This is a genomic window from Ensifer sp. BR816, assembly GCF_000378985.1.
Taxonomy (GTDB): domain Bacteria; phylum Pseudomonadota; class Alphaproteobacteria; order Rhizobiales; family Rhizobiaceae; genus Sinorhizobium.
In genome coordinates this window covers 2,705,241-2,725,687 of the sequence record NZ_KB905370.1, presented here as the reverse complement: position 1 = coordinate 2,725,687, position 20,447 = coordinate 2,705,241, and the positions used below count along the sequence as shown (strand labels likewise).

The 20,447-nt window shown below is 60.0% G+C and carries 16 protein-coding genes and 1 pseudogene; 7 read left to right on the top strand and 10 right to left on the bottom strand.

What is annotated here, in order from left to right; translation table 11 throughout:
- Positions 1-181 precede the first annotated feature (181 nt).
- A complete protein-coding gene (locus tag RHIBR816_RS0113200) occupies positions 182-2,182 on the bottom strand; it encodes a tyrosine-protein kinase domain-containing protein (protein WP_026186946.1) in 2,001 nt (666 codons plus the stop codon).
- Between the two features lie 512 nt (positions 2,183-2,694).
- On the opposite strand from RHIBR816_RS0113200, the gene RHIBR816_RS35905 reads away from it, so the two are divergent.
- Positions 2,695-3,627: a methionyl-tRNA formyltransferase gene (locus RHIBR816_RS35905; protein WP_084811063.1), complete on the top strand. Its 933-nt coding sequence runs from the start codon at positions 2,695-2,697 to the stop codon at positions 3,625-3,627.
- A 35-nt stretch (positions 3,628-3,662) separates the two neighbouring features.
- On the opposite strand, the pseudogene RHIBR816_RS0113190 reads toward RHIBR816_RS35905, so the two are convergent.
- A pseudogene (locus RHIBR816_RS0113190) lies at positions 3,663-4,550 on the bottom strand (dihydrodipicolinate synthase family protein); the annotation flags it as partial.
- A gap of 121 nt (positions 4,551-4,671) precedes the next feature.
- Here RHIBR816_RS0113190 and RHIBR816_RS0113185 point away from each other — a divergent pair.
- The 5 genes from RHIBR816_RS0113185 (at position 4,672) to RHIBR816_RS0113165 (ending at position 9,751) form a co-directional block, all read left to right on the top strand.
- Entirely contained in the window at positions 4,672-6,090 is a 1,419-nt protein-coding gene (locus RHIBR816_RS0113185) for an FAD-binding oxidoreductase (RefSeq protein WP_018237021.1), read from the top strand.
- Complete coding sequence (locus tag RHIBR816_RS0113180; protein ID WP_018237020.1) at positions 6,087-6,617, top strand: TRAP transporter small permease; 531 nt, start codon at positions 6,087-6,089, stop codon at positions 6,615-6,617. Before RHIBR816_RS0113185 ends, RHIBR816_RS0113180 begins: the two co-directional genes overlap by 4 nt.
- A complete protein-coding gene (locus tag RHIBR816_RS0113175; protein WP_018237019.1) occupies positions 6,614-7,897 on the top strand; it encodes a TRAP transporter large permease in 1,284 nt (427 codons plus the stop codon). Before RHIBR816_RS0113180 ends, RHIBR816_RS0113175 begins: the two co-directional genes overlap by 4 nt.
- Positions 7,898-7,919: 22 nt before the next feature.
- Positions 7,920-8,939 (top strand): TRAP transporter substrate-binding protein, encoded by a 1,020-nt coding sequence (locus RHIBR816_RS0113170; RefSeq protein ID WP_018237018.1) that lies wholly within the window; start codon positions 7,920-7,922, stop codon positions 8,937-8,939.
- A 149-nt stretch (positions 8,940-9,088) separates the two neighbouring features.
- Entirely contained in the window at positions 9,089-9,751 is a 663-nt protein-coding gene (locus tag RHIBR816_RS0113165; RefSeq protein ID WP_026186945.1) for a GntR family transcriptional regulator, read from the top strand.
- 134 nt (positions 9,752-9,885) lie between these two features.
- Here the strand turns inward: RHIBR816_RS0113165 and RHIBR816_RS0113160 are convergent, their stop codons facing one another.
- The 5 genes from RHIBR816_RS0113160 to RHIBR816_RS0113140 form a co-directional block, all read right to left on the bottom strand.
- Positions 9,886-10,194: a PilZ domain-containing protein gene (locus tag RHIBR816_RS0113160; RefSeq protein WP_018237016.1), complete on the bottom strand. Its 309-nt coding sequence runs from the start codon at positions 10,192-10,194 to the stop codon at positions 9,886-9,888.
- 245 nt (positions 10,195-10,439) lie between these two features.
- A complete protein-coding gene (locus RHIBR816_RS0113155; RefSeq protein WP_026186944.1) occupies positions 10,440-12,389 on the bottom strand; it encodes a bifunctional diguanylate cyclase/phosphodiesterase in 1,950 nt (649 codons plus the stop codon).
- Positions 12,390-12,475: 86 nt separating this feature from the next.
- A complete protein-coding gene (locus RHIBR816_RS0113150; RefSeq protein ID WP_026186943.1) occupies positions 12,476-13,558 on the bottom strand; it encodes a diguanylate cyclase domain-containing protein in 1,083 nt (360 codons plus the stop codon).
- Between the two features lie 350 nt (positions 13,559-13,908).
- Positions 13,909-14,259 carry a hypothetical protein gene (locus RHIBR816_RS0113145; protein ID WP_034815292.1) on the bottom strand — a complete coding sequence of 117 codons (351 nt, stop codon included), beginning with the start codon at positions 14,257-14,259 and terminating at the stop codon, positions 13,909-13,911.
- A 129-nt stretch (positions 14,260-14,388) separates the two neighbouring features.
- On the bottom strand, positions 14,389-14,745 hold the full coding sequence (locus RHIBR816_RS0113140; protein WP_018237012.1) for a hypothetical protein: 357 nt from the start codon (positions 14,743-14,745) through the stop codon (positions 14,389-14,391).
- A 352-nt stretch (positions 14,746-15,097) separates the two neighbouring features.
- Here RHIBR816_RS0113140 and RHIBR816_RS0113135 point away from each other — a divergent pair, with 352 nt between their 5' ends.
- Entirely contained in the window at positions 15,098-15,493 is a 396-nt protein-coding gene (locus RHIBR816_RS0113135; protein WP_018237011.1) for an organic hydroperoxide resistance protein, read from the top strand.
- A gap of 290 nt (positions 15,494-15,783) precedes the next feature.
- Here RHIBR816_RS0113135 and RHIBR816_RS34100 read toward each other — a convergent pair whose 3' ends face one another.
- The 3 genes from RHIBR816_RS34100 to RHIBR816_RS0113115 all read right to left on the bottom strand — a co-directional run bounded on the left by RHIBR816_RS34100 (position 15,784) and on the right by RHIBR816_RS0113115 (position 20,447).
- Positions 15,784-17,214 carry a mechanosensitive ion channel family protein gene (locus RHIBR816_RS34100; RefSeq protein WP_018237009.1) on the bottom strand — a complete coding sequence of 477 codons (1,431 nt, stop codon included), beginning with the start codon at positions 17,212-17,214 and terminating at the stop codon, positions 15,784-15,786.
- Positions 17,215-17,259: 45 nt separating this feature from the next.
- Positions 17,260-17,766: a MarR family winged helix-turn-helix transcriptional regulator gene (locus RHIBR816_RS0113120; protein ID WP_018237008.1), complete on the bottom strand. Its 507-nt coding sequence runs from the start codon at positions 17,764-17,766 to the stop codon at positions 17,260-17,262.
- 539 nt (positions 17,767-18,305) lie between these two features.
- Entirely contained in the window at positions 18,306-20,447 is a 2,142-nt protein-coding gene (locus tag RHIBR816_RS0113115) for a hypothetical protein (RefSeq protein ID WP_018237007.1), read from the bottom strand.

Here is a 20,447-nt window from a genome sequence, read left to right as displayed (position 1 = left end):
TTGTTTCTCAACTCCTACGGCCCACAAGCTCTTCTGGTTTGTGCAACAAGCGCTGATTCCGGGAACGAGGCGGCATCAGAAAGCTTCCTGCTTATTCAAAGAATGAGCGCTTCGGCTGGTGAGCCTTGTTCGATGTAAGCGACCGATACCGGATCATCGGCCAAACTATTGGCAACCACCATTACACGATGTTCGACGGAGATTTGGGCGCTGCTCTCGCCGAAAGCACGGGCGAAGTGGCCGCTTCCTTGGGCAGGCGGTCGGCGGTTGCACCATTGCCGCGGGAAAGGCTCCTGATCCAGCCACTGGTCGGGAAGCGCTTTGAGGTTATCACATAGCCTCCATAGCGGTGACGCTTATGAACTTCAGGATTGACTTGGTTGATTGCGGTACCAATCAGCGGCGCATGGTTCATCCGGAGCTGCGAAACAGCCGCCAGCAATTGGTCCTCGGTCGTCTCGCCCCAAGAGACCATGAGGATGACGCCGTCAACAAAGGGTGCGAGCCAAGTCGCGTCCCCCGATGTGAGGACGGGTGGAGCGTGAAGCACGATGAAATCATAACCGCTCTGCTTCAGCGCCAGGATCAGGTCGCATAGTTTGTCAGAGTCAATTGATCTGAACGGCTCCGTCATCGCCAACGTGGCGTCAAGGAAGCCCAATCCCGGCAAGGTAGGAATCGTCTGCACGACATCAGACAGGGTTGCTTCATTCTTGAGATAGCGCTCGACGAGTTCGGGGGAGCGCCCCATGCTTTTCAAATAGAGAACGCTGTGCTGATGGAAATCCAGGTTCACAAAAGCGGTGGGACGGCCGTCTGCTGCTGCGGCAGTTGCAATCCCCCAAGCTGTCGAGGCGTTTGCAATGTTGTGGCGACAGGACGTGATCATCACAACGCGATGCAGTTGCTTAGCCTCTGAGAAGCGGGAAGCCATATAGATCGACCGCTCCGCTTCTGCGGATGTCACGTTGCTCCAGTCCGGTATGCATGACGACCGCTTCGTGCCGAGGGAGGACAAATGCTTCGGAAGCTTGGGCACGTAGCCTAGGTTGGGTATGCGCAGAAGTTCTGCTGTGCGTTGTCCGCTGCGGATTCGCGTGTCAGTGGCTTCGAACAGGAGCGCGAGCAGAAAGGCCAACAAGGTCGAACCGGCGAATGCCGCCGGAACCATGATACTCGCCTTGGGAAACGATGGTGAATTCGGAAGTTCGGCCGCTGATACAATTCGAGCACTTGGCTTCAGAGATTCCGCTTCAAGGTCCAGCAGAATACGACGAACCTCCTCTTCGATCATCCTGCGCACGCCCGCAATCTGCGAATCTGCATCGATCATCTGAGGGTGGTTCTTACCGAACTTCGCGGCGATCTCGGCTCTCGTCTGCAGCAACCGGGCCTCTTCGGACCGCAATGTGACCAAAAGCGGCTGTGTCATGCTTTGCCGAAGGAACCCCACGGCGCCGCCCGTATTTAGGGCCCGCTGCTTGTCGGCGATCCGCTCGTCCTGTTTGAACTCGAGCGAAGATTCAACGTACAGGTTAGCGATCGTATTCGCTATTTGCTGGGCAAGTTTAGGTTCCGGATTTGATACGGTAATCCTAACCGCCAGGCTCTCACCAGTCCGGCTAACATCGAACTGGGGCAATAGTGACGAGATTGCCCGGTCCCGTTGCGTTTTCAGATCCGGCACATTTCTAACAGGATCGGGCGCCCGGTCGATTCCGAACATTCTTTGAAACTGTCTAAGAAGTCCGCCACCAATGTCCCGCGATTGCTTGGCCCCGCCAGCATAGGGGTTGAAGCTGGGGTTGTTGATGAGCTTCAATCTGTCGACCACACGGCCAGCGAACTGCCTGGACTGCAGAACATCCATTTCGGTTTCTGCCGCAGAACGATCGCGGTCAAGAGATGTCAATGAAGCATCGGTGGCAAATGGTCGAACATCTTTGCGTTCGAGCACCAGCTCGGAACTGGCGGTGTAGGTTTTCGGCAGCGTGAATGATGCTATGGCGGAGAGCAAGGTGCACCCGACAATCACCGACGCAAGAAGTCGCATGCGGCGTTTGACCAGGGCCCACGCATCGAGCAGTCCTACCGAATTCCCATTGCGCTGGACCGCAAGTTCGACACTTTCTCGGTAGTGGGCGCGAGCAGTTAGGCTGCCATCAGAACCGAATGTCATCATGGAAACCATCAAAAGCAACAAATTTCTCTATCGGGCTAGATTAGTGAAATGTTTAAAAAGGCGCAATAAATTAGTTCGCCCGTCGCCACCTGTGGTTTAACCGAAACAGGCTTAACCTATTCAAACCCCTCAACTTCTGCCGCTTCCTGCCGACGCGGCGAGTGCAGGATTTACCAGGGCACGGGTGCTCGAAACGCGCTCGGAAATCGCTGCCAGGGACTATTACGTTTCACAAAACGCCCTTTGCGTGTGCAGGGCAAGGGGGCAGCCGCCTTCTTCTCTTGCCGCGCAAATCGACGATGCGGTTGCGAGAGGATCTCGAAGATGTAGCGCAATCGTGGCGGGCTGCCGCTCGGTCGAGTAGCCTTGCGAATACTGCCGACAAACTGGCTGTTTCCTGCGCTGGACACCGCGGTCGTTATTGTGTTCAATGCAGCCCGCATTGCATCACGTCGTTTATTGCCGGCCGGGAGGACTCCCGGCGCTTTTCAATAGCTCGGCCGTTGTAGATCATGCGTATCGTGTTCGTCGGCGCCGTGGAGAGCTCCAAAATCGCTCTGGAAGCGCTCATAGGGATGGCGCGCGCTCCTGCACTGGTTGTCACCCTGCCACCCGAACTGGCCGGACGACACTCCGATTTTGCCGATTTGGGAGCCGTCGCGCGCACCGCCGGGTGTGCCGTTTGCTACACGACCGACATCAACCACCCTGCGGTGCTGGAGGCGATGGCGTCGGTTGAACCCGACCTCACCTTTGTCATCGGCTGGTCGCAAGTCTGCCGGAAGCCATTTCGAGATGTGGCGCCGCTGGGCACCATCGGGTTCCACCCGGCCGCCTTGCCGCGTTTGCGCGGTCGCGCGGTTGTTCCCTGGACGATACTGCGAGACGAGGATGTGACCGGATCAACGTTGTTTTGGTTGGATGATGGCATAGATTCCGGCCCCATCTTGCTTCAGCGACTGTTCACGGTCGCGGCCGACGAAACCGCTCAAAGCCTTTATGCCAAGCACACAACAAATCTGAGCGAGATGGTGATTGAGGCGGCAACGCTGGTCGAGACGGGTAACCCGCCACGGATAGAGCAGGATCATGATCAGGCAAGCTACTGCGCGAAGCGAACGGCCGAAGACGGCCTGATCGACTGGAATGCTCCTGCCGGCTCGGTGCTCCGGCTTATCCGTGCTGTCGGCGCGCCCTACCCCGGCGCATTTACCTTTTACGGCGGTGAGAGGATCCGTATCGACGCAGCGGTACCGTTGGAAAACTCTGGCCGCTTCATCGGATTGGCGGGCCAGGTTCAATGCCATTCGCAACGCGGTTTCGTCGTACTATGTGGCGATGGCGCGTGTATCGATGTGCTCGCCTGGGCCTCGGCCACTGGCAGGCGCCCGCCTGTACACGGCAAGTTCGATCGACACGCGCCTGAGGCCTGCGCGAGGGATTGAGGATCGACGAGAAGCAAGCCAGGCTCAAGTCGGTCCGCCCTGGTTGCAAAGAGGCGATCGAAGACCGAGCTCAGGCGCGACGCTTCGGTCTCGCCGGTTGCCATAAGGGGAGCACGGACGTTGCGCCAGGTGCGGTCGCCGCTGCGGTGAGCGACGAGCGCCTTTACGGCCGGGACGACCGGGTAACGAAGCACCTCATCCACCAGGCTATTGATCCGCTCGTCCCCTCGCCCGTCCTGCGCCAGAGGCAGCAGGAACTGCGGGCAGACGTTCGCCAGTCCGGAAATCGCCCCCTCTCCTCCCAGGCGCACGCCTTCAGCCAGATAGCGCTCATCGCCGATCAGGATGGCGAGATCCTTGTGGGCGGCAAGCAGCTTCTGCGTATAGCCCCAGTCGCCGGACGAATCCTTCACGCCGGTGACGACGCCGGGGAAAGCATGCCTCAGGCGGCCAACCAACTCGACCGACAGGGCGACCGCAGTAACCGAGGGGATGTTGTAGAGGATGACGCCGCCTGCCGCCGCTCCCAGTTTTTCCAGGACCTGGCTGAACCAGAAAAACAGCCCTTCGTCGGAAATTCCCTTGAAGTAGAAGGGCGGCGGCAGAAGAAGGCTGCGGCTGCCGAAGCCTGCGGCCATCCGCCCTTGGGCGACGGTTTCCTCTACGGAAGCAGCGGCAGCGCAGACGACGACGTCCTTCCCGTCGATCCCCGCGCCGGCAAGAGCATCCAGCGCCTGCTGGCGCCCGGCAATGTCGATCGAGGCGCCTTCCCCGGTCGTGCCGAAGGCGGTCACGCTGCTGCAGCCATTGTCCAGGCACCAACGCGCGTGGCGGGCGAAGCGGCCAAAGTCGATGGCGCCGTCCGGTCGAAACGGCGTCGTCATGGCGGCGGAAAGGCCAAACCGGCTGGATGTCTCGGGCATCATGATGCTTCCTCTTTCAGGCATTCGGCAGGGTATTGCCGGCGGTGCTGGGTTAGCGGAGCTTGACATAACATCCACGCTTGCTAAGGTACAGTACCTTACATACAAGAAAGAAGCCGGGATGCACAGTGTGGAGCGGGAGCGTCAGGGAGAGCATGCGCTGGAGGACTTGCGAGCCGAACTCGGGGCACAAGCGGTCCTGACAGGCAACGACATTCCCTTGCGCAACAGGAACGACTGGAGCAGCAAGCCTCCCGGCCAACCGCTTGCGGTATTGCGGCCCAGCAATGCTGCCGAAGCGGCGCGCGCTGTAGCCGCCTGCCGGGTGGCCCGGCTGCCTTTCGTGCCCCAAGGCGGCCTGACCGGCCTCTGCGGCGGCGCAACGCCCGAACCGGGCTGGGTCGCCATCTCGCTCGAGCGCATGGTCGGCATCGAAGAGATCGATCCCGCCAGCGCGACGATGACCGTCAAGGCAGGCACGCCGCTCGAGGTCGTGCAGAAGGCTGCCGATGAAGCGGGATTTCTGTTCCCGCTCGACCTCGGCTCGCGCGGGTCCTGCGCGATCGGCGGCAATCTGTCGACCAATGCCGGCGGAAATCGCGTCATCCGCTATGGAATGACGCGCGATCTCGTCCTCGGCCTCGAGGTGGTCCTGCCGGACGGAACGGTGCTGACCAACCTCAACAAGCTCTTGAAGAACAATGCCGGCTACGATCTCAAGCATCTCTTCATCGGATCGGAAGGCACGCTCGGCATTATCACCCGGGTGGTCCTGAGGCTGTTTCCCAAGCCGCGCTCCACCGCGGCCGCCCTCTGCGCCTTGTCGAGCTATGCGGATGTGGCGGCGCTCTTGGCCGGCGCCCGCAGCGGGCTCGGTCCTATCCTCTCCGCCTTCGAGGTAATGTGGCCCGATTATTGGCAGGTCATCACCGAGCGGCTGAACGTCCGCTCGCCGGTCGCTTCAGGCCACGGTTTCTACGTTCTGGTCGAAACGCACGGATCCGACGAGACGACCGACAGCGCGCGGTTCCAATCCTGGCTGGAGGAAATGATGGAGAGCGGCATTCTGGCCGATGCCGCGGTCGCCCAATCCCATGCCCAGGTAAAGGACTTCTGGGCGGTGCGCGACGCCTGCGCCGAATTCGGCACCGGGATCGGGCCGCATATCTCCTACGATATCGGGCTTCAGGTCGACCGGATGGACAACTTTGCCACTCGATGCAAGGCGGCCCTCGAGGAGGGCATTCCCGGCTGCGAAAGCGTCTATTACGGACACATCGGCGATGGGAACCTGCATCTGGTCGCCTGGGTAGCGGGACTGCCGCTTGGCCACCAACCCAAGGAGGCGATGGACACGATCATCTACGGCCTGGTGCGCGATTTGGGCGGCAGCATTTCGGCGGAGCACGGCATCGGCACGACGAAGAAGAAGTGGCTGGGCCACGCTCGCAGCGACGCCGAGATCGCGCTGATGCGGGTCCTCAAGGGTGCGCTCGACCCCGAAAATCTGCTCAACCCCGGCAAGGTCATTTCGCTATGAACCGGTTGTTCCAGGCCGTCGAGGCGCTGCTGGCCCTTTTGCTTGCAGCCATGGTCGTCATGGTCTTCGGCAATGTGGTGCTGCGCTATCTCTTCAACTCCGGCATCGTCGTCTCCGAAGAGCTCTCCCGCATCTTTTTCGTCTGGATCACCTTCATCGGCGCGGTCGTGGCGATGCGCGACGGCTCCCATCTTGGAATGGACACGTTCGTACGCGCCCTTTCGCGGCGCGGCAGGATCATCTGTTGCGTGCTCAGCCAGAGCCTGATCCTGGTCTGCTGTGCCATGTTGCTGCGCGGCACATGGCTGCAGCACGAGATCAATGCCAGCACTTTGGCGCCCGTGACCGAGATCCCGATGATCTGGGTCCATGGCGTGACCTATGTCGCGGCCCTTGGCATCGGCCTGCACGCGCTGGCCAAGCTCTGGCGTGCGGTGACGGGCCGGATTCTCGATAGCGAAATTCTCGAAATCAGCGAGAGCGAGGAGATCCCGCCGCTTTCCGCAGCGGAGAGGATCGACCGATGACCATCGCGATTTTTACCGGCTCGCTGATCGGCGCCATTGCACTGGGCGTGCCGATCGCCTTCGCCCTGTTGATCTGCGCCGTCGCGCTCATGCTGCTGCAAGGCAACATCGATACCACGATCCTCTCGCAGAAGATCATCGAGGGTGCCGACAGCTTTCCGCTGCTCGCCATTCCGTTCTTCATGCTGGCCGGCGAGCTGATGAATGCCGGTGGCATTTCGAAGCGGATCGTCACCTTCGCGCTCACCTTTGTCGGTCACCGTCGAGGCGGCCTCGGCTTCGTTGCGATTTTTGCCTCGGTGCTGATGGCCGCCATCTCCGGGAGTGCTGCGGCGGATGCGGCGGCGATCGGCGCGCTTCTCATCCCGATGATGCGCCGCGCCGGCTACGACGTGCCGCGCTCCGCCGGTCTGATCGCGGCCGGCGGCGTGATCGCGCCGGTGATCCCGCCCTCGATCGGTCTCATCGTCTTCGGCGTCATCGCCAATGTGTCGATCGGCAAGTTGTTTCTGGCCGGGATCGTTCCGGGATTGATGATGGGGCTTTCATTGCTGCTTGCCTGGGTGTGGGTTGCGCGCCGCGACAACACCAAAATCCTGCCGCGCCAGGACTGGGGTGCCCGGTTGCACGCCGGCATCGAAGGCATCTGGGCCCTTGTCATGCCGGCCGGCATCATCGGCGGGCTCAAACTCGGCATCTTCACTCCGACGGAGGCCGGTGTCGTTGCCTGTGTCTATGCCTTCGTGATCGGCGCCTTCGTCTACCGCGAGCTGCCGCTGCGCCAGCTTCACCCGATCCTCGTCGCCGCCGCCAAGAGCACCGCCGTCATCGTGTTCCTGATCGCCACCGCGCTGATTTCGGCCTGGCTGATAACCCTGTCGGAGCTGCCGGCGCAGGTCGAGGCGATGCTCAGTCCCTTCATGGACAACAAGATCCTGCTGATGGCCGTGATCATGATCATCGTCGTAATCGTCGGCACCGCGCTGGATTTCGCACCGACCCTGATGATCCTGACCCCCGTCCTGATGCCGGTGATCAAGCAGGCGGGCATCGATCCGGTCTATTTCGGCGTCCTGTTCATCATGAACAACGCGATCGGGCTGATAACGCCGCCCGTCGGCATCGTGCTCAATGTGATGTGCCGGGTCGCCAACATATCCATGGGCGATCTGATGAAGGGCCTGTGGCCGTTCCTCTGGGCCGAGCTCGTCGTTCTCTTCCTGCTCGTCCTTTTCCCCGATCTCGTCCTGGTTCCACTCGACTGGCTTACGCGCCGATAAAATTCATAGGGAGGATTGAAACATGCGCATGCTCATCACACGAACCGGATTTGCGGCGGCCATCGCCGTGACCGCCGTCTTTGCTGCCGGATCGGCCCATGCCGAGTTCGAAGAGCGGACGATCCGCGTCTCGAACGGCGTCAGCAAGGAACATCCCATGGGCAACGGCCTTGCCGCCATGGGAGCTTGCACGCTCGAGAAAACCGGCGACAAGATGACGATCCAGCCCTATTGGGACGGTGCTCTCGGAAATGACCTGACCGCGACCCAGAGCGTTCGCACCGGCTCGCTCGAGATGGTGCTGACATCGACGGCGCCGCTGACGTCAATCGTTCCGTCCTTCGGCGTCTTCGACCTGCCCTTCCTGTTCAACGACGAAAAGGAAGCCGACCAGGTGCTCGACGGCAAGGTCGGCGAATGGTTCTCGGACAAGCTGCCAGCAGTCGGCGCGGTCAACCTCGCCTGGTGGGAGAACGGCTTCCGCCACACCACAAATTCGCGCCATCCGATCACCAAGGTCGAGGACTTCCAGGGCGTGAAGATGCGCGTGATGCAGAACAACATCTTCATCGACACCTTCAAGGAACTCGGCACCAACGCCGTGCCGCTCGCCTTTTCGGAGATCTATTCGGCACTCGAGACCGGCACGGTCGACGGTCAGGAGAATCCCTTCAACAACATCGAGAACATGAAATTCTACGAGGTTCAGAAGTACCTGACGCTCACCAAGCACGCCTATAGCCCGACGCTCGTGCTGTTTTCCAAGAAGGTATGGGACGGGCTTTCGCCGGAGGAGCAGACCGTCCTCAAGGAATGCGCCCTCGTGGGCCAGAAGGAACAGCGCAAGGTCAACCGGGAGAAGTCCGAGGTGAGTCTCGCCAACCTCAAGGAGCAAGGAATGGAGGTGAACGAGATCACCCCCGAGGAGATGGAGCGGCTACGCGACAAGCTCAAGGTGATCTCCGAACGCCACGCGGCATCGATCGGACCCGAGACGCTCGACCTCGTCTTCGGTGAGCTCAAGCGCATCCGCGCAGATTGACCCTTCTTCGGGGCAATCCACACGGCGCCGGCCTTCTTGTCGCCGTCCGGCGCCGTGTATATATCTCTGGCATGCTGCCCACAAAACCCGGCCTAAATGGAGGCGAGTTTTTCTCGAACGGCGGCAAGCGCCTGCAAATGGATCCTGCCATGCCATCATTGAAGCTCGAGCCGTCACAATCTCTGGCCCAGAAGGTGGCATCGCGTCTCAGACAGGCAATCATCGAGGGCGAGTTCCCGCCGGGGGCCGTCATCGCCGAGGAGATGCTGGCGCAATCCTTCGGCATCAGCCGGACGCCGGTTCGCGAAGCCCTGAATCAGCTGCAGTTGCAGGGTTTGGTGGTGATCCGCCCGCAGGTCGGCAGCTTCGTGTTCAGCCCGGATGCCGACGACATCGCGATGCTCTGCGAGTTCCGGACGATTCTGGAGCCCCAAGCCGCAAGACTGGCTTACCGGAACGATCGGTCGGGCACGCTCGCGGCGCTCGAAACGGTGATCGGCGACATGGAGAAAGCCGTGGCGGCCAAGGACAAGGTCGCCTATGGCCGCGCCGATACCGCCTTCCATGAGACCTTCGTCAACCACTGCGGCAACCGCTACGTTCAGGAATCCTATCGGCTGGTGGCCGGGCGCGTTGCCGCCCTCAGGACGAACTACAGCGCCCCGATCGACGTGCAGACGCCCCGCTCCTTCAAGGAACACCGCGCCTTCGTCGAGCTTTTCGAGAAGGGCGCCTTCGAAGAATTCGACCGGCTGATGCGGATCCATGTGACCGACACCGCCAAGACATACACGGCGGCGCTTCGCCTGTGATCCTTTCACGCCTGCACCTGTGCAAGTGCGACGCCTGTTGCCGCAAAAGCAAACTTCGGCTGCCCGCCAACTGGGCAGCGCGAGAGGATCTACGCGACATCGACCGGCCAGGCGAGAAGCCGACCTACACCCGGTCAGCTTTTGAAGAACTTATAGTATGAGGCGATCTGGGCGGCCGTGTTGGATGAAAGCTTGAGTTTGATTCCGATACGATCCCCTCGGTTCCACCGAACAATGCCGGTGAGAAGCCCGAGCTCCGCGCTGCGGATCGTGACCTCCTGGCCGGTCCGGGCGCCGATGTCGAAAAAGAGCTGAAAGCAGATACCCTCCTCGGAAAGATCCTTGACGACCCCGTTGCTCGATCCGGTCTTGCAACTGACGTTTCCGGTTATCTGGGTCTGCGTTCTCGCAGAAACACGCTGAACACTGTCCTTGTAAGGCATAGCTTCCTCGCGGAGTTATTTTCGTTATTTAGAGGTAGCCGAAAAAAGTAAATCAACCCATAATATTTGCCGGTTTTCTCGGTATTGCGATAATATTAAATCTGTATCTGAAAATTTCAATTTGACTAATTTGATTCCTATATTCACGGCATCATTGAAAATTGCCGAAATATAGCAATCTGCATCCCTGGACTACCTATTCGCCGCGCGCTTCGACCATCCGACGGACCGGTCAGGCGACGCCCTCAGGCCGAGAGCCTGCCTGGCTCGATCAAAACCGTTTCCACATACCGCCGTGCGGCGTCCTGATCGAGCGGCTTCGACATGTGGAACCCCTGCACCAGCCGGCATCCCAACTGGCGAAGCGTCCGCAACTCATCTTCCGTTTCCACACCTTCGACAATGCAATCGATTCCCATCTCTCTTGCCAGCGAGAGCATCGACTTGACGATCTTGTAACCCGTCGTCCGTTCCTGCAGGTCGGCGACGAAGCAACGGTCTATCTTGAGTTTTGTAATCGGCAGCGTTTGAAGCTGGGTGAGGCTCGAATATCCGGTGCCAAAATCGTCCAGTGATATACCGCATCCGAGCGCCTTGAGGGCCTCAACCGCCTGCCTGGCGTGCGGGAAGTCGTGCATCATCGCGGTCTCGGTGATCTCGAAATCGACTCGCCTCGGGTCGAAACCACTTTTCAGGACGATGCTGGCAAGCCGGAGCGCACCGCCGGCCGAACATAGGTCCTTCGGTGAGAGGTTGAACGACAGCCGCAGGGGCTCCGGCCACTGTTGCGCCGCGCAAAGCGATTGCTCCAGAAGATGCCGCGTCAGTTCACTGACCAGACCAGCCTTCTCCGCAATGGGAATGAACTGTGCGGGCGAAACTTCACCGAGTTCGCGACTTTCCCACCGCGACAACGCTTCGAAGGCAGCGACGCGCCCCGTCTCCAGGTCGATGATCGGCTGGAACGCAACCGCGATCTCCGAACGCAGGTCCGCGTCGCGCAAAGCCTGTTCGATGCTTGCGTTTCTCAGGATCGCAAAGCTATGCTCCCTGCAAAACAGAACGGGCCGCCCGGTCCTGTTTCGCTTCGCCTCGTAGAGCGCGTAGTCGGCGTATTCGAAAACCAGATCGGGCGCGGCCGCGTGATCCGGATAGACGGCGAAGCCGACAGATGCGGAAATCAGGACGCTGATGCCGTCCAGCACATACGGCGCCGCGATTTCCTCGCAGATCCGTTCGCCGAGGTTGAGCAACCCGGCCTCTTCAGCATTCGCGACGATGATGGCGTATTCGTCGCCGCCCAGTCTGGCAAGGAAGGCGTCGCCTGGACAGGCGCGCTCCAGCCGGCGCCCGACCTCGACCAGCAGGCTGTCTCCCGTGGCATGACCATAGAGATCGTTGACGGCCTTGAACCCGTCGAGATCGAGCATGGCGACTGCCAATCGCGATTGCCTCGACGAAGCCGAGGCACATTCTGCCGTCAGTCGCGCAAAAAAGCTTCGTCGGTTCGGCAGATGCGTAAGGCTGTCGATATTCGCCAAGCGTTGGTTCTCTCGACCGAGCGCCTCCGTTCTCAGCTGAGCTTCGACCTGCGACGTAAACTCCCTGTAGTTGCCCACGAGAATAAGAAGAAAGGCCCCGGATACCAGAACGACATTCAGCGCCATTGTCAGGAAAACGATGTTTCCAGTCGGCACCAGAAAAGCGAAGAAGACAGCATTGGTCGCGAGGCCGACGACAATGGCCGCCGGCAGCAGATGCGTGAGGCAGGAAACACTGCCAATGATCGTTATCGCCATGAAGAAGATGATATGCGACTGAGCGTACCCGTCCCCAAATGGGAAAAGGGCCAGGGCCCAAGCGGAGAGTGCAAGGGTGATAAAGCCCGAAAACCGGCCCGCGCGAACCAACGCAATCTCTGCGACCCCATCCTCTGGAGTGCCAGCGCCAAGCTTCAGCCACGATATCGCCTGGCTTCCACAGAGCATTGTCAGAATCAACGGGCAGTATAGACCCAGGGTCAACGGCACATGATCAAACGCTGTAAAAGAGAGCGCCCACATGTTCACGATGCATATGACATGCATCAGTGGAACCTGCCTTGCTATTACTTTGCATCTGGCCCTAAGCAACGCCTCTTTATACTCAACAGATCTGGATAAACCCGCGTCCTGAATTAAATTGCTTTCGCACACAGGTTCGCCCCTACTCACCTATTCGCTAACACTGAATTGCAATTTTAGAATGCTTTAACTGTAACGTCGAAATCCCAATCGCCATCCTATTTGGTCGCTGAGCCCCGGTAGAGCATCCAATCTTTGCGAGCACCCCCGGCAGCAAAGAACACGACCTTTTCGCTCGTGCTGTCCGTGGCGCTCTGCAGCGCCTTTTCCGCATGCCCGACCAGTTCTGAAGCCGTGTTGGCGTCATAGGTGGTGCTGCAGCCAAACCGGGCGATGACGGCAGGCATCCTCGCCTGGCGGCTGTCGAATGCCGCAAGGCAGCTCTTTCGAAGGTGATCCGCCATTTTCTGGATCTCCGCCTCTGCGGTTGTCCAGACAAGGATGCCGATCTGCGGCCGCTCGAGCCAGGCGGCAAAGTCGGTAGCCTGGACGGTGCGGGCCACGGCGAAACCGAGGCGTTCGAGAACGGCTTCCTTTACCTTGATGAGTTCCTTGGCGTCAAAGGGCTCGAGCACAAGAAGATTGCAAAGCAGGAGCGAGACCCCGTCCGGATAGTGTTCGCCACCATAGAGCTCCGCCAGTTTCTTGTTGAAACCACGCCGGTTGGCGAGATTGGTGAGAAGGTGCGTGAACTTTGTCCGCTCGAACTCGTCGACATCGCTGGTAATCGCCGCAACGGCCGATATCTGGTTCGATACACGCTCGAGGATCTGCGTATTCGCCGAGCGCTGCACTTCTGTCATCTGACGGATCGCCTGAAGCTCCGACTGGATCGTGTTCGTGTCGCGCGGATCGACCGAGGAAATCTTGCCCGTCGCCTGGCCAAGCATCGTGGTGTAGTTGGACAGCGAATTCTGACCCGATAACAGAGACTCCTTGAGCGTCGTCAATTCGCTCTGCAGGCGATTTGCGGATTGGTCGTGGATCGACTTCCCGAAGTGATGGGGCAGATAGGCGCGCGCCAGGGCCTCGAGTTCCTCCTCGGAGATCGGCTTGCCCAGCCGCGCGAATTTTTCGCGCAGTTCCGGATTGTTGCCGCTGACGATCTCATACATCAGCTCGTAGTTTACCGGGGAAGCGTCGATTTCCAGCCGGTTCAGTGTAGCAAATACGCTGTAGAAAAGTTCCTTGCGATTTTGCAGCGCAAGCTGTTTGGAAGATGAATTCACAATTGCCATCATGCAGCGCCTTTAAAACAAGCGTCACAGGCAGCAAGCGCCTGCGGCGACGTCGAACAGGTAGGCGTGAGGTCAGGACCTCGCATAGAAATTTGCGGCGGCAGGAATTGTCGAGTCCGACCCGCGTTCATGCGGTTGTATTGGCGCTAGATGCGCCGATCAGACAACTCAGAGTAAAACTTGGCCGATTAAGAATTGGTGAAGTCGAGTGGCAGTATCGAACTTGAGCACCTACGGTACCAGGCGTTGAAGGTTGGATGCCCTCGAACTTCCTCACGCAAGTTCGTATTGCTCGCAGCCGTCTGGAAGGCGGGCGCTGCATTCCGGATGTCGACTGGCACGCTCGCGCGTGTTCAGCGCTGAACTCGGCAGCCGTCAGCCGGCGAAATCGCAGCCAACGCCGCTTTTTCGCGGAGACGCGTGTCGAGCATGTTGTGGGCACATTGCATGATGTCCAGGTCGTAGATGTGACCAATGGCCGCCAGTTCGCTCATCAATTCGCCTATGACCAGGTCAACGCGTCGGGGAGCTTCCGTGTCATCGCGCATCATGACGGCCTCAAGCTGCTCAAACGATCCACCGACAGCACGGTAGAGCTCCAGCGCCGAAAGTAGGAGTTTCCTCTGGCGCTCGACGAGATCGCTCACCGAACTTTCCCCACAGGCGGCCATCAGCCCAACGGCTTTGTTCTGAAATTCGCTCATCAATATCAACTCATACGGAAGTCAACTATGCTCGCACGAATATCTCCAAAAGTTGAACACTGTTTTAATTTCAACCACACCGGCACCCGAGATCAAGCGCCTCCTACGGTATAATCGATATGGCCTCCCTCAGACATCCTCTGGAGGCGCGAAGAAGCAGTTGACGTTATCCTCGGTCGGGTGAAGGCAGATGTGATACTCGCCGTCTCCGGACGGGATCTCGTCTCCGTAGGGAATGAAGAACCGGTGACTTCTGGTGGCGAGCGGATGATCCCCGGGGCGAAGGGTAACGGAGAATCCGCGAGCCCCTTTCCTGACATCAGCGGCGGGGATGGCCGCACAGTCGCCGCCGACGTCCTTGTCCTTGCAGCACGCGGGCGGGTAAGTCCAGCCGCTGCCTGCCTGGTGGGCGTTGCTTCGCACGGCAAGAAGCATCGAAAGTCCGGCAATGGTGATCACGGACATGACAAGCGATGCGGAAGTCATCGACGCTCCTCCGAACCCGCTGCCCTGATCCAAGGAAAAGAGCACAAATCCCGATCGCCTCGCGGGCGGAGCATAGCTGCTCCCTCGGGCTCGACTCCTGTCCCTGGGCCTGGTCGCTCCGCATATTATCCATACCTAATTTATCATGGTCCCGATTGTTTGGCAGCCCGAGTCCGCCCTTTGCGGGCCGCCGCTGCACCCTTGCAACGTGGCCTCGGGGCACAGCATTCGACCTTGGTATTAATCGCACCCGATTAAATCTAAACCGCTTGACACAATTCATCGCGCCATCTATTTAGATCGCATCCGCTTAATTCGGATGCGATCAACGAGGACAGATAAGGATTTCACCATGACTGAGAAGCTTCTTTTCACCGGCAAGACTCACAACACCGGCGGTCGCAACGGCGGCACCCGCAGCAGTGACGGCCAGCTCGATCTTCGACTGCCGCAGCCGCATCCGGCCGCCGAACAGCTCTTCGGTGCCGCCTGGTCAGCCTGTTTCATCGCTGCCGTTGGCGTTGCCGCCTCCCAGAGAAAGATCAAGCTCCCCGCCGATGCCGAGATCGATGCCGAGATCGACCTGAATGTCGACGACGGTTCCTATTTCCTCAGGGCACGCCTCAATGTCAGCGTGCCGGGCGTCGATCGCGAACTCGCACGCGAGCTGGTCGATGCCGCACATGATATCTGCCCCTATTCCAAGGCAACGCGCGGCAACATCGACGTTTCCATCAACCTGGTCTGATCGGGATCGGTCGGGTCTGCCTGCCTACCGTGCAGACCCGACCTCCACTGATCTGGAGAATAGGCGATGATCGGCGGCCACCTGCACGCAACACGGGCCCATAGCGAGTTTTCGCTCGTGCTCGATCCGTCCGTCTACGAGGCGGCGGTTACGCCAAAGCTGCCGAGATGATGGAGGCAAGTGAGCTTGCGATGGCGTCCTCCAGCTAGGCAAAATCTCTAAGCAACCGAACTGCTGTTGGATCGGTCCGGGCACGATGCTCGGTTACACACCGCGTTGCATCGACGCCATCACCGGCCCAAGAAACCATGAACCGTACGAAGAAGGGCGGATCTGCGTCTCTCTTTACCGGCCGGATTGCCTGTCATCGATGAGGTCTTCGTTAGGCCGGAAAGGTCGTTTTTGATTTCCGGGTGGTCTTTCAACAGAGATAGGAGAGCCGGCCCGCCAACTTCATACGCTTCGAGCACGGTCAGCGCTTCATATTGGATCCTATCGTCGGCCGTATCCATCTGAGCGCTTATGGCCCCCGGCGCGAGTCGTTCAACATCCTTGCCGTCGCCAAGTGCCGAGGCGGCGCCTGAGCGGACGACGATCAAGCTCGGTATGTTGTCATGGGCCAGAACGTCTCCGGGCGCGTAGCGCCGGAGCCTAGCCGAGGCTTCCAACTCTTGCAGTTCTTCCTGGCTAAGACCCGCAAATATCAGGTTGGACAACAACAATTCCTGCAACGTCTCTCCCCGGGAGGCATATCCGGTCTCGAGTTTTTCCACGAAGAGGGCGGATGACGCCGGCGGGGCGAGGGATATGCCCATCGCCCCGCATTGGCGGTAGGCGAGATCGAAAATCTCGTTTCGGGCAAGAGTTCTGTCAGCGGGATGCCTCACGTGGAATTGCAGTTCGATCTCTATGGCAAAGGCATCGACGCCGATGATCGCGACGACGGGAGCGGGATCATGCACGATGGTGTTTGCCCCGATCATTGCTTGCCGCATCGTCTCGGCGACAAAGGACGGAGTGCGCGTCGGTTTCACCCGAAGCATCAGGACCACCCGATGCGTCTCATCAGGGCGGCTGATGTTCGTCAGCCCGATCTTGGCCAGAAAGCTGTTCGGCAAGACGACGATGTTGTTGGCTGACGTCAGGATATGGGTTGAGCGCCAGGTGCTTTCGACGACCCGCCCCTCGGTGCCGTCGGTCAGCACAATCCAGTCGCCGATTCCATACGGGCGCCCCAGCGTCAGCGCCAGGCCGGAGAAGACGTCGTTCAGGGTGCTCTGCAGCGCCAGCCCGAGGATGATCGCGATGACACCGGAGGTCGCGAGCAGCGTCCCTATCGCAAAGCCACCCACGAAGGCCAGAAGCGACAGCGTCACGCCGAGATAGACCACGGCGATGATGAGGTCCTGCAACAGTCGGGCTTCGCGCGGTCTGCCATCGAGGACGATGTAGATGCGGACGAAGCCGATCACCGCCCAGGCCAGATGCACCCACCACAGGGTCTTGGCGGCGACGAGCATGCCGCCGCCCTCGCTCATCGGTTCGAACCTGTGCGGAGCAATCCCGTTTGCGTACATTATTGCCGTCATGGCACAGAAGAAGGCGATCTGGACCACGAGGCGCGCGTTCGGACGGCCACGCCCCTGCAAATGCCAGACGATGATGCCCACGACCCCCAGAGCGACAATCTGGAAATGCGGTGAGACGAACAGATCGTGCATGCTAGGGTCTCCCGAAGGTAGGGGTGCCGCCAACGACGGAGCTCCCTATGGCTTTCCCGGTTCGGCCCGCGAGCCACGCAGAAGATTGTCGCGCAGCTTCGCCACGCTCTGCTGCACGTCGTCAAAATCGTCTCCGAGCCCGGTGGCGTCCGCCAGTGACGCACCGGGATCTGTATCTACGAGGTTACGACCGGCGGGGGTCAGGCTCACGCGAACCTGCCGCTCGTCATCCGGGTCGCGACGACGACTGATGAAGCCGACCTGCTCGAGCTTCTTGAGGATCGGCGTCAGCGTATTGGATTCGAGGAAAAGCTTTTCCCCGAGCTCGCCGACAGTCTGGTCGTCCTTTTCCGAGAGCGCCACCAGGGCGATGTATTGCGTGTAGGTCAGGCCAAGCTCGTCCAAAATGGGCTTGTAGGCGCGGCCGAAGGCAAGGTTCGCCGAATAGATCGCGAAGCAGAGGAAATTTGACAGCTTCCTTCCCCCCTTACCTGCCTCCGGACGCTCGGACGCGGGGACGTTCGGGCTCTTTGCAGTCGGGGCGGTCGTCATAGGCAGATCCAATCCAGGTTCCGATTCGTTGACCCTCTATATAAATCGTATCCGATTTAATCGCAATGGTGGTGGCGCGGGCTCGAACGAGGCGCGTCACCGTGAACACAATCGGCCAGCGGATGTTGACTCACCATTGGGTGACGGCTGCAAACATAGCAGCAAACAACGCCTTTTAGGTGAATTTTGAATAGCCGCGAGTTTTGTGACGCAAAGCTTCGGATGCCCCTGATCCCTCACCCTGCACTTTCCAGTGCATCTAGGACCTTGGTCCGATAGGCGCCGGTAAAGGTCCGATGCCAGTTGTTGAAATCGTCACTGGGTGCAAAATTGAGGTTGCGAGCGCCAACGAACCAAGCCCCCACCCCCGCCGTTGGCGTGAGAGGTCCCAGAGCAGCGCCCGAATCCCTTTCTGCATCGCTCTGGGACCTTTGATCCCTGTCATTGCCAGGCGAAACGCCCCGGATCACTGCGGACCAGGCATCCTGACGTTACGCTCCCCGGGCCCTGCGCCGCTGCGCAAGGCCCGGGGAATGGGCTTACTGCGCCGTCGCCTCGAGGTCGACCTTGTCGAGAATCAGCACGGGGTTCTCGGAAGCCGCAACGAGGTCGAACGCCCCGATGCCGTTTTCGGCCTTGGATCTAACGGTCAGCGCGAAAGTCCCGGGCTTGGCGATGAAGCGTGAAAGCGCATCGACGGCGCCCTGCAGCTTCGGCTGGTCCGCCGCAAACTGCTGCAATACCGCCGCGGACATCATCGTCAGCATGCCGCGCGCCTGATCCTCCGTCATGCCGTTTTGTTCGGCGTAGAATTTGATGCCCTTGGCCATGCCGCCCCTGTCCTCGATCCTCAGCTTTATCTCCCGCGCAGTCAGCCCCAACAGCGCCACCTGAGTCATGGCGATATCGCCGGAGAAAAAGTCCTTGGTGAATCCGCCCATCAGGCCGGAAAGGGAGAAACCGCCCACATCCTTGCCGCTCAGCGAAATGTCCTTGATCACCAGATTCTGGTTGGGCTCGTCCCAAGCCGCTTCGAGGTTGGAGGAGACGACCAGCTTTTCGAAGCCCAGCTTGCGGAGCTCCGCGAAGGTTTCGTCCTGCCCTTCTGCCGGCACCGGCACGCTCAGATCCTCATAGCTGACACGGATATCCGTCGGAATGCCGTTATAGGGCTTGGTGAGCGCCAGCTCATAATTCTTGAGCCCGAAGCGGATGCGTTGCGGAACGGCGGCAGCAGGGGCTTCCTGCGAAGACTTGGCAGCCTCATCCGGCTGCTGATCCGCCCCATCCGCCTTTTCGGCCTCGGGCATAAGCCCTTCGGCAGCTTGCGTATCCGCTTCGTCGCCGTAGCCTTGTGCATCGCTGTCGGCTCCGGACTCTGGATTGGCCAAATCGACATCGATGCCCGCCACGCGGATCGTGCCGAATTCCGGCAACAGCGTCGTGAAGGGGAAGGTTTCAAGCTGCTCATCGTTGAGCCCTGCCATCTTCTTCAGCGCTTCCAGGGTGGAATCCCAGGAAAAGCCGGTAACGCTCGCTTCAGCGACCTTGACGTAGTCCGCGCCCTCGCCCATCGACATGCCGTGCAGGGACGAGTCGAATTTCCGTCCGTCCAGTCTCACCACCATGCGATCGACAGCGAGCCCGATCTTCTTGCCCTTGTCTTCGGCTTCCCTTTTCGGCGTGTCGATCCTGAGCCCGAACATCTCCATATCGCCCTTGCCGATCATGTCGACCAGCGACAGGATCCGGACAAGGAACGCTTGGCGCTCCTTCGGCGCAAGGTCCTCGGGGTTCGTGACCGTCTTCAGCTTCTCCAGCGTTTCGAGAAGCGGCTCGGCCGGCATGCGCAGACTGAACCCATTGCTGCGCATCTCGTCATAGGCGAAATGCGACTCGCTGTCCGCGAAGGTGATTGCCTTGGCGGAAAGCGGACCGTAGAGCGGCTTCGGCTCCTTGTCTTCAGGACCGGCCTTTTCCGTGTAAAGCCGGGCCATATAGGCCGCATCGAAGTCCTGGCCCGTCATTGCGCCGATCGAACCGGTCAGGCGCTCTTTCTTCGTTCCACCGAGCCCGTCGGGAATCTCCATGGCGAATTCGAAGCTGGCGCCGCCGGCGGAATAGCGGGAGACGCGACCGTTCGCGATGTCGTCCAGGCTCACATTCCTGTAGACCGTCTTCTGCTCGCTGCCGGCGATCGCCTGGGTGATGGCAATCTCGGGTACGGACACGCGCTTTGCCGCAAAGCGTTCGATGCGTTTCGACAGCGGGGCAGTGTTCGTCCTGCTGAAGATCTCGGCCAGCGTGCCAAGCTCGAAATCGGCGTCTTCGATGCTTGCATGCGGTACGGAGACCTTGCCCGTTGCAGCCGCCATGTCGACGCCGTTCACCTCGGCCATCCCATTCAGGAAGAGGACTTTGGGTCGTCCAGCGACCGACGCTATGTGGACGTTGACGCCGTCGGCGACCGGCAGCGTCACGTCGCGCAGATGAATTCGCCCAAGGAAATCGACCTCGATGGCGCCCGCCTTGCCGCCACGCTTGGCGACGAATTCCTCGACTTTCCTTTCGACCACCATCTTGCCGCCGGCGCCCCCCGCTGCAGCGATTGCGACCACCGCGACCGCTGCCCACAGCCACTTGCGCCCGCCCTTGCCCGTTTCCGTCCCTGCCTCTTCCAC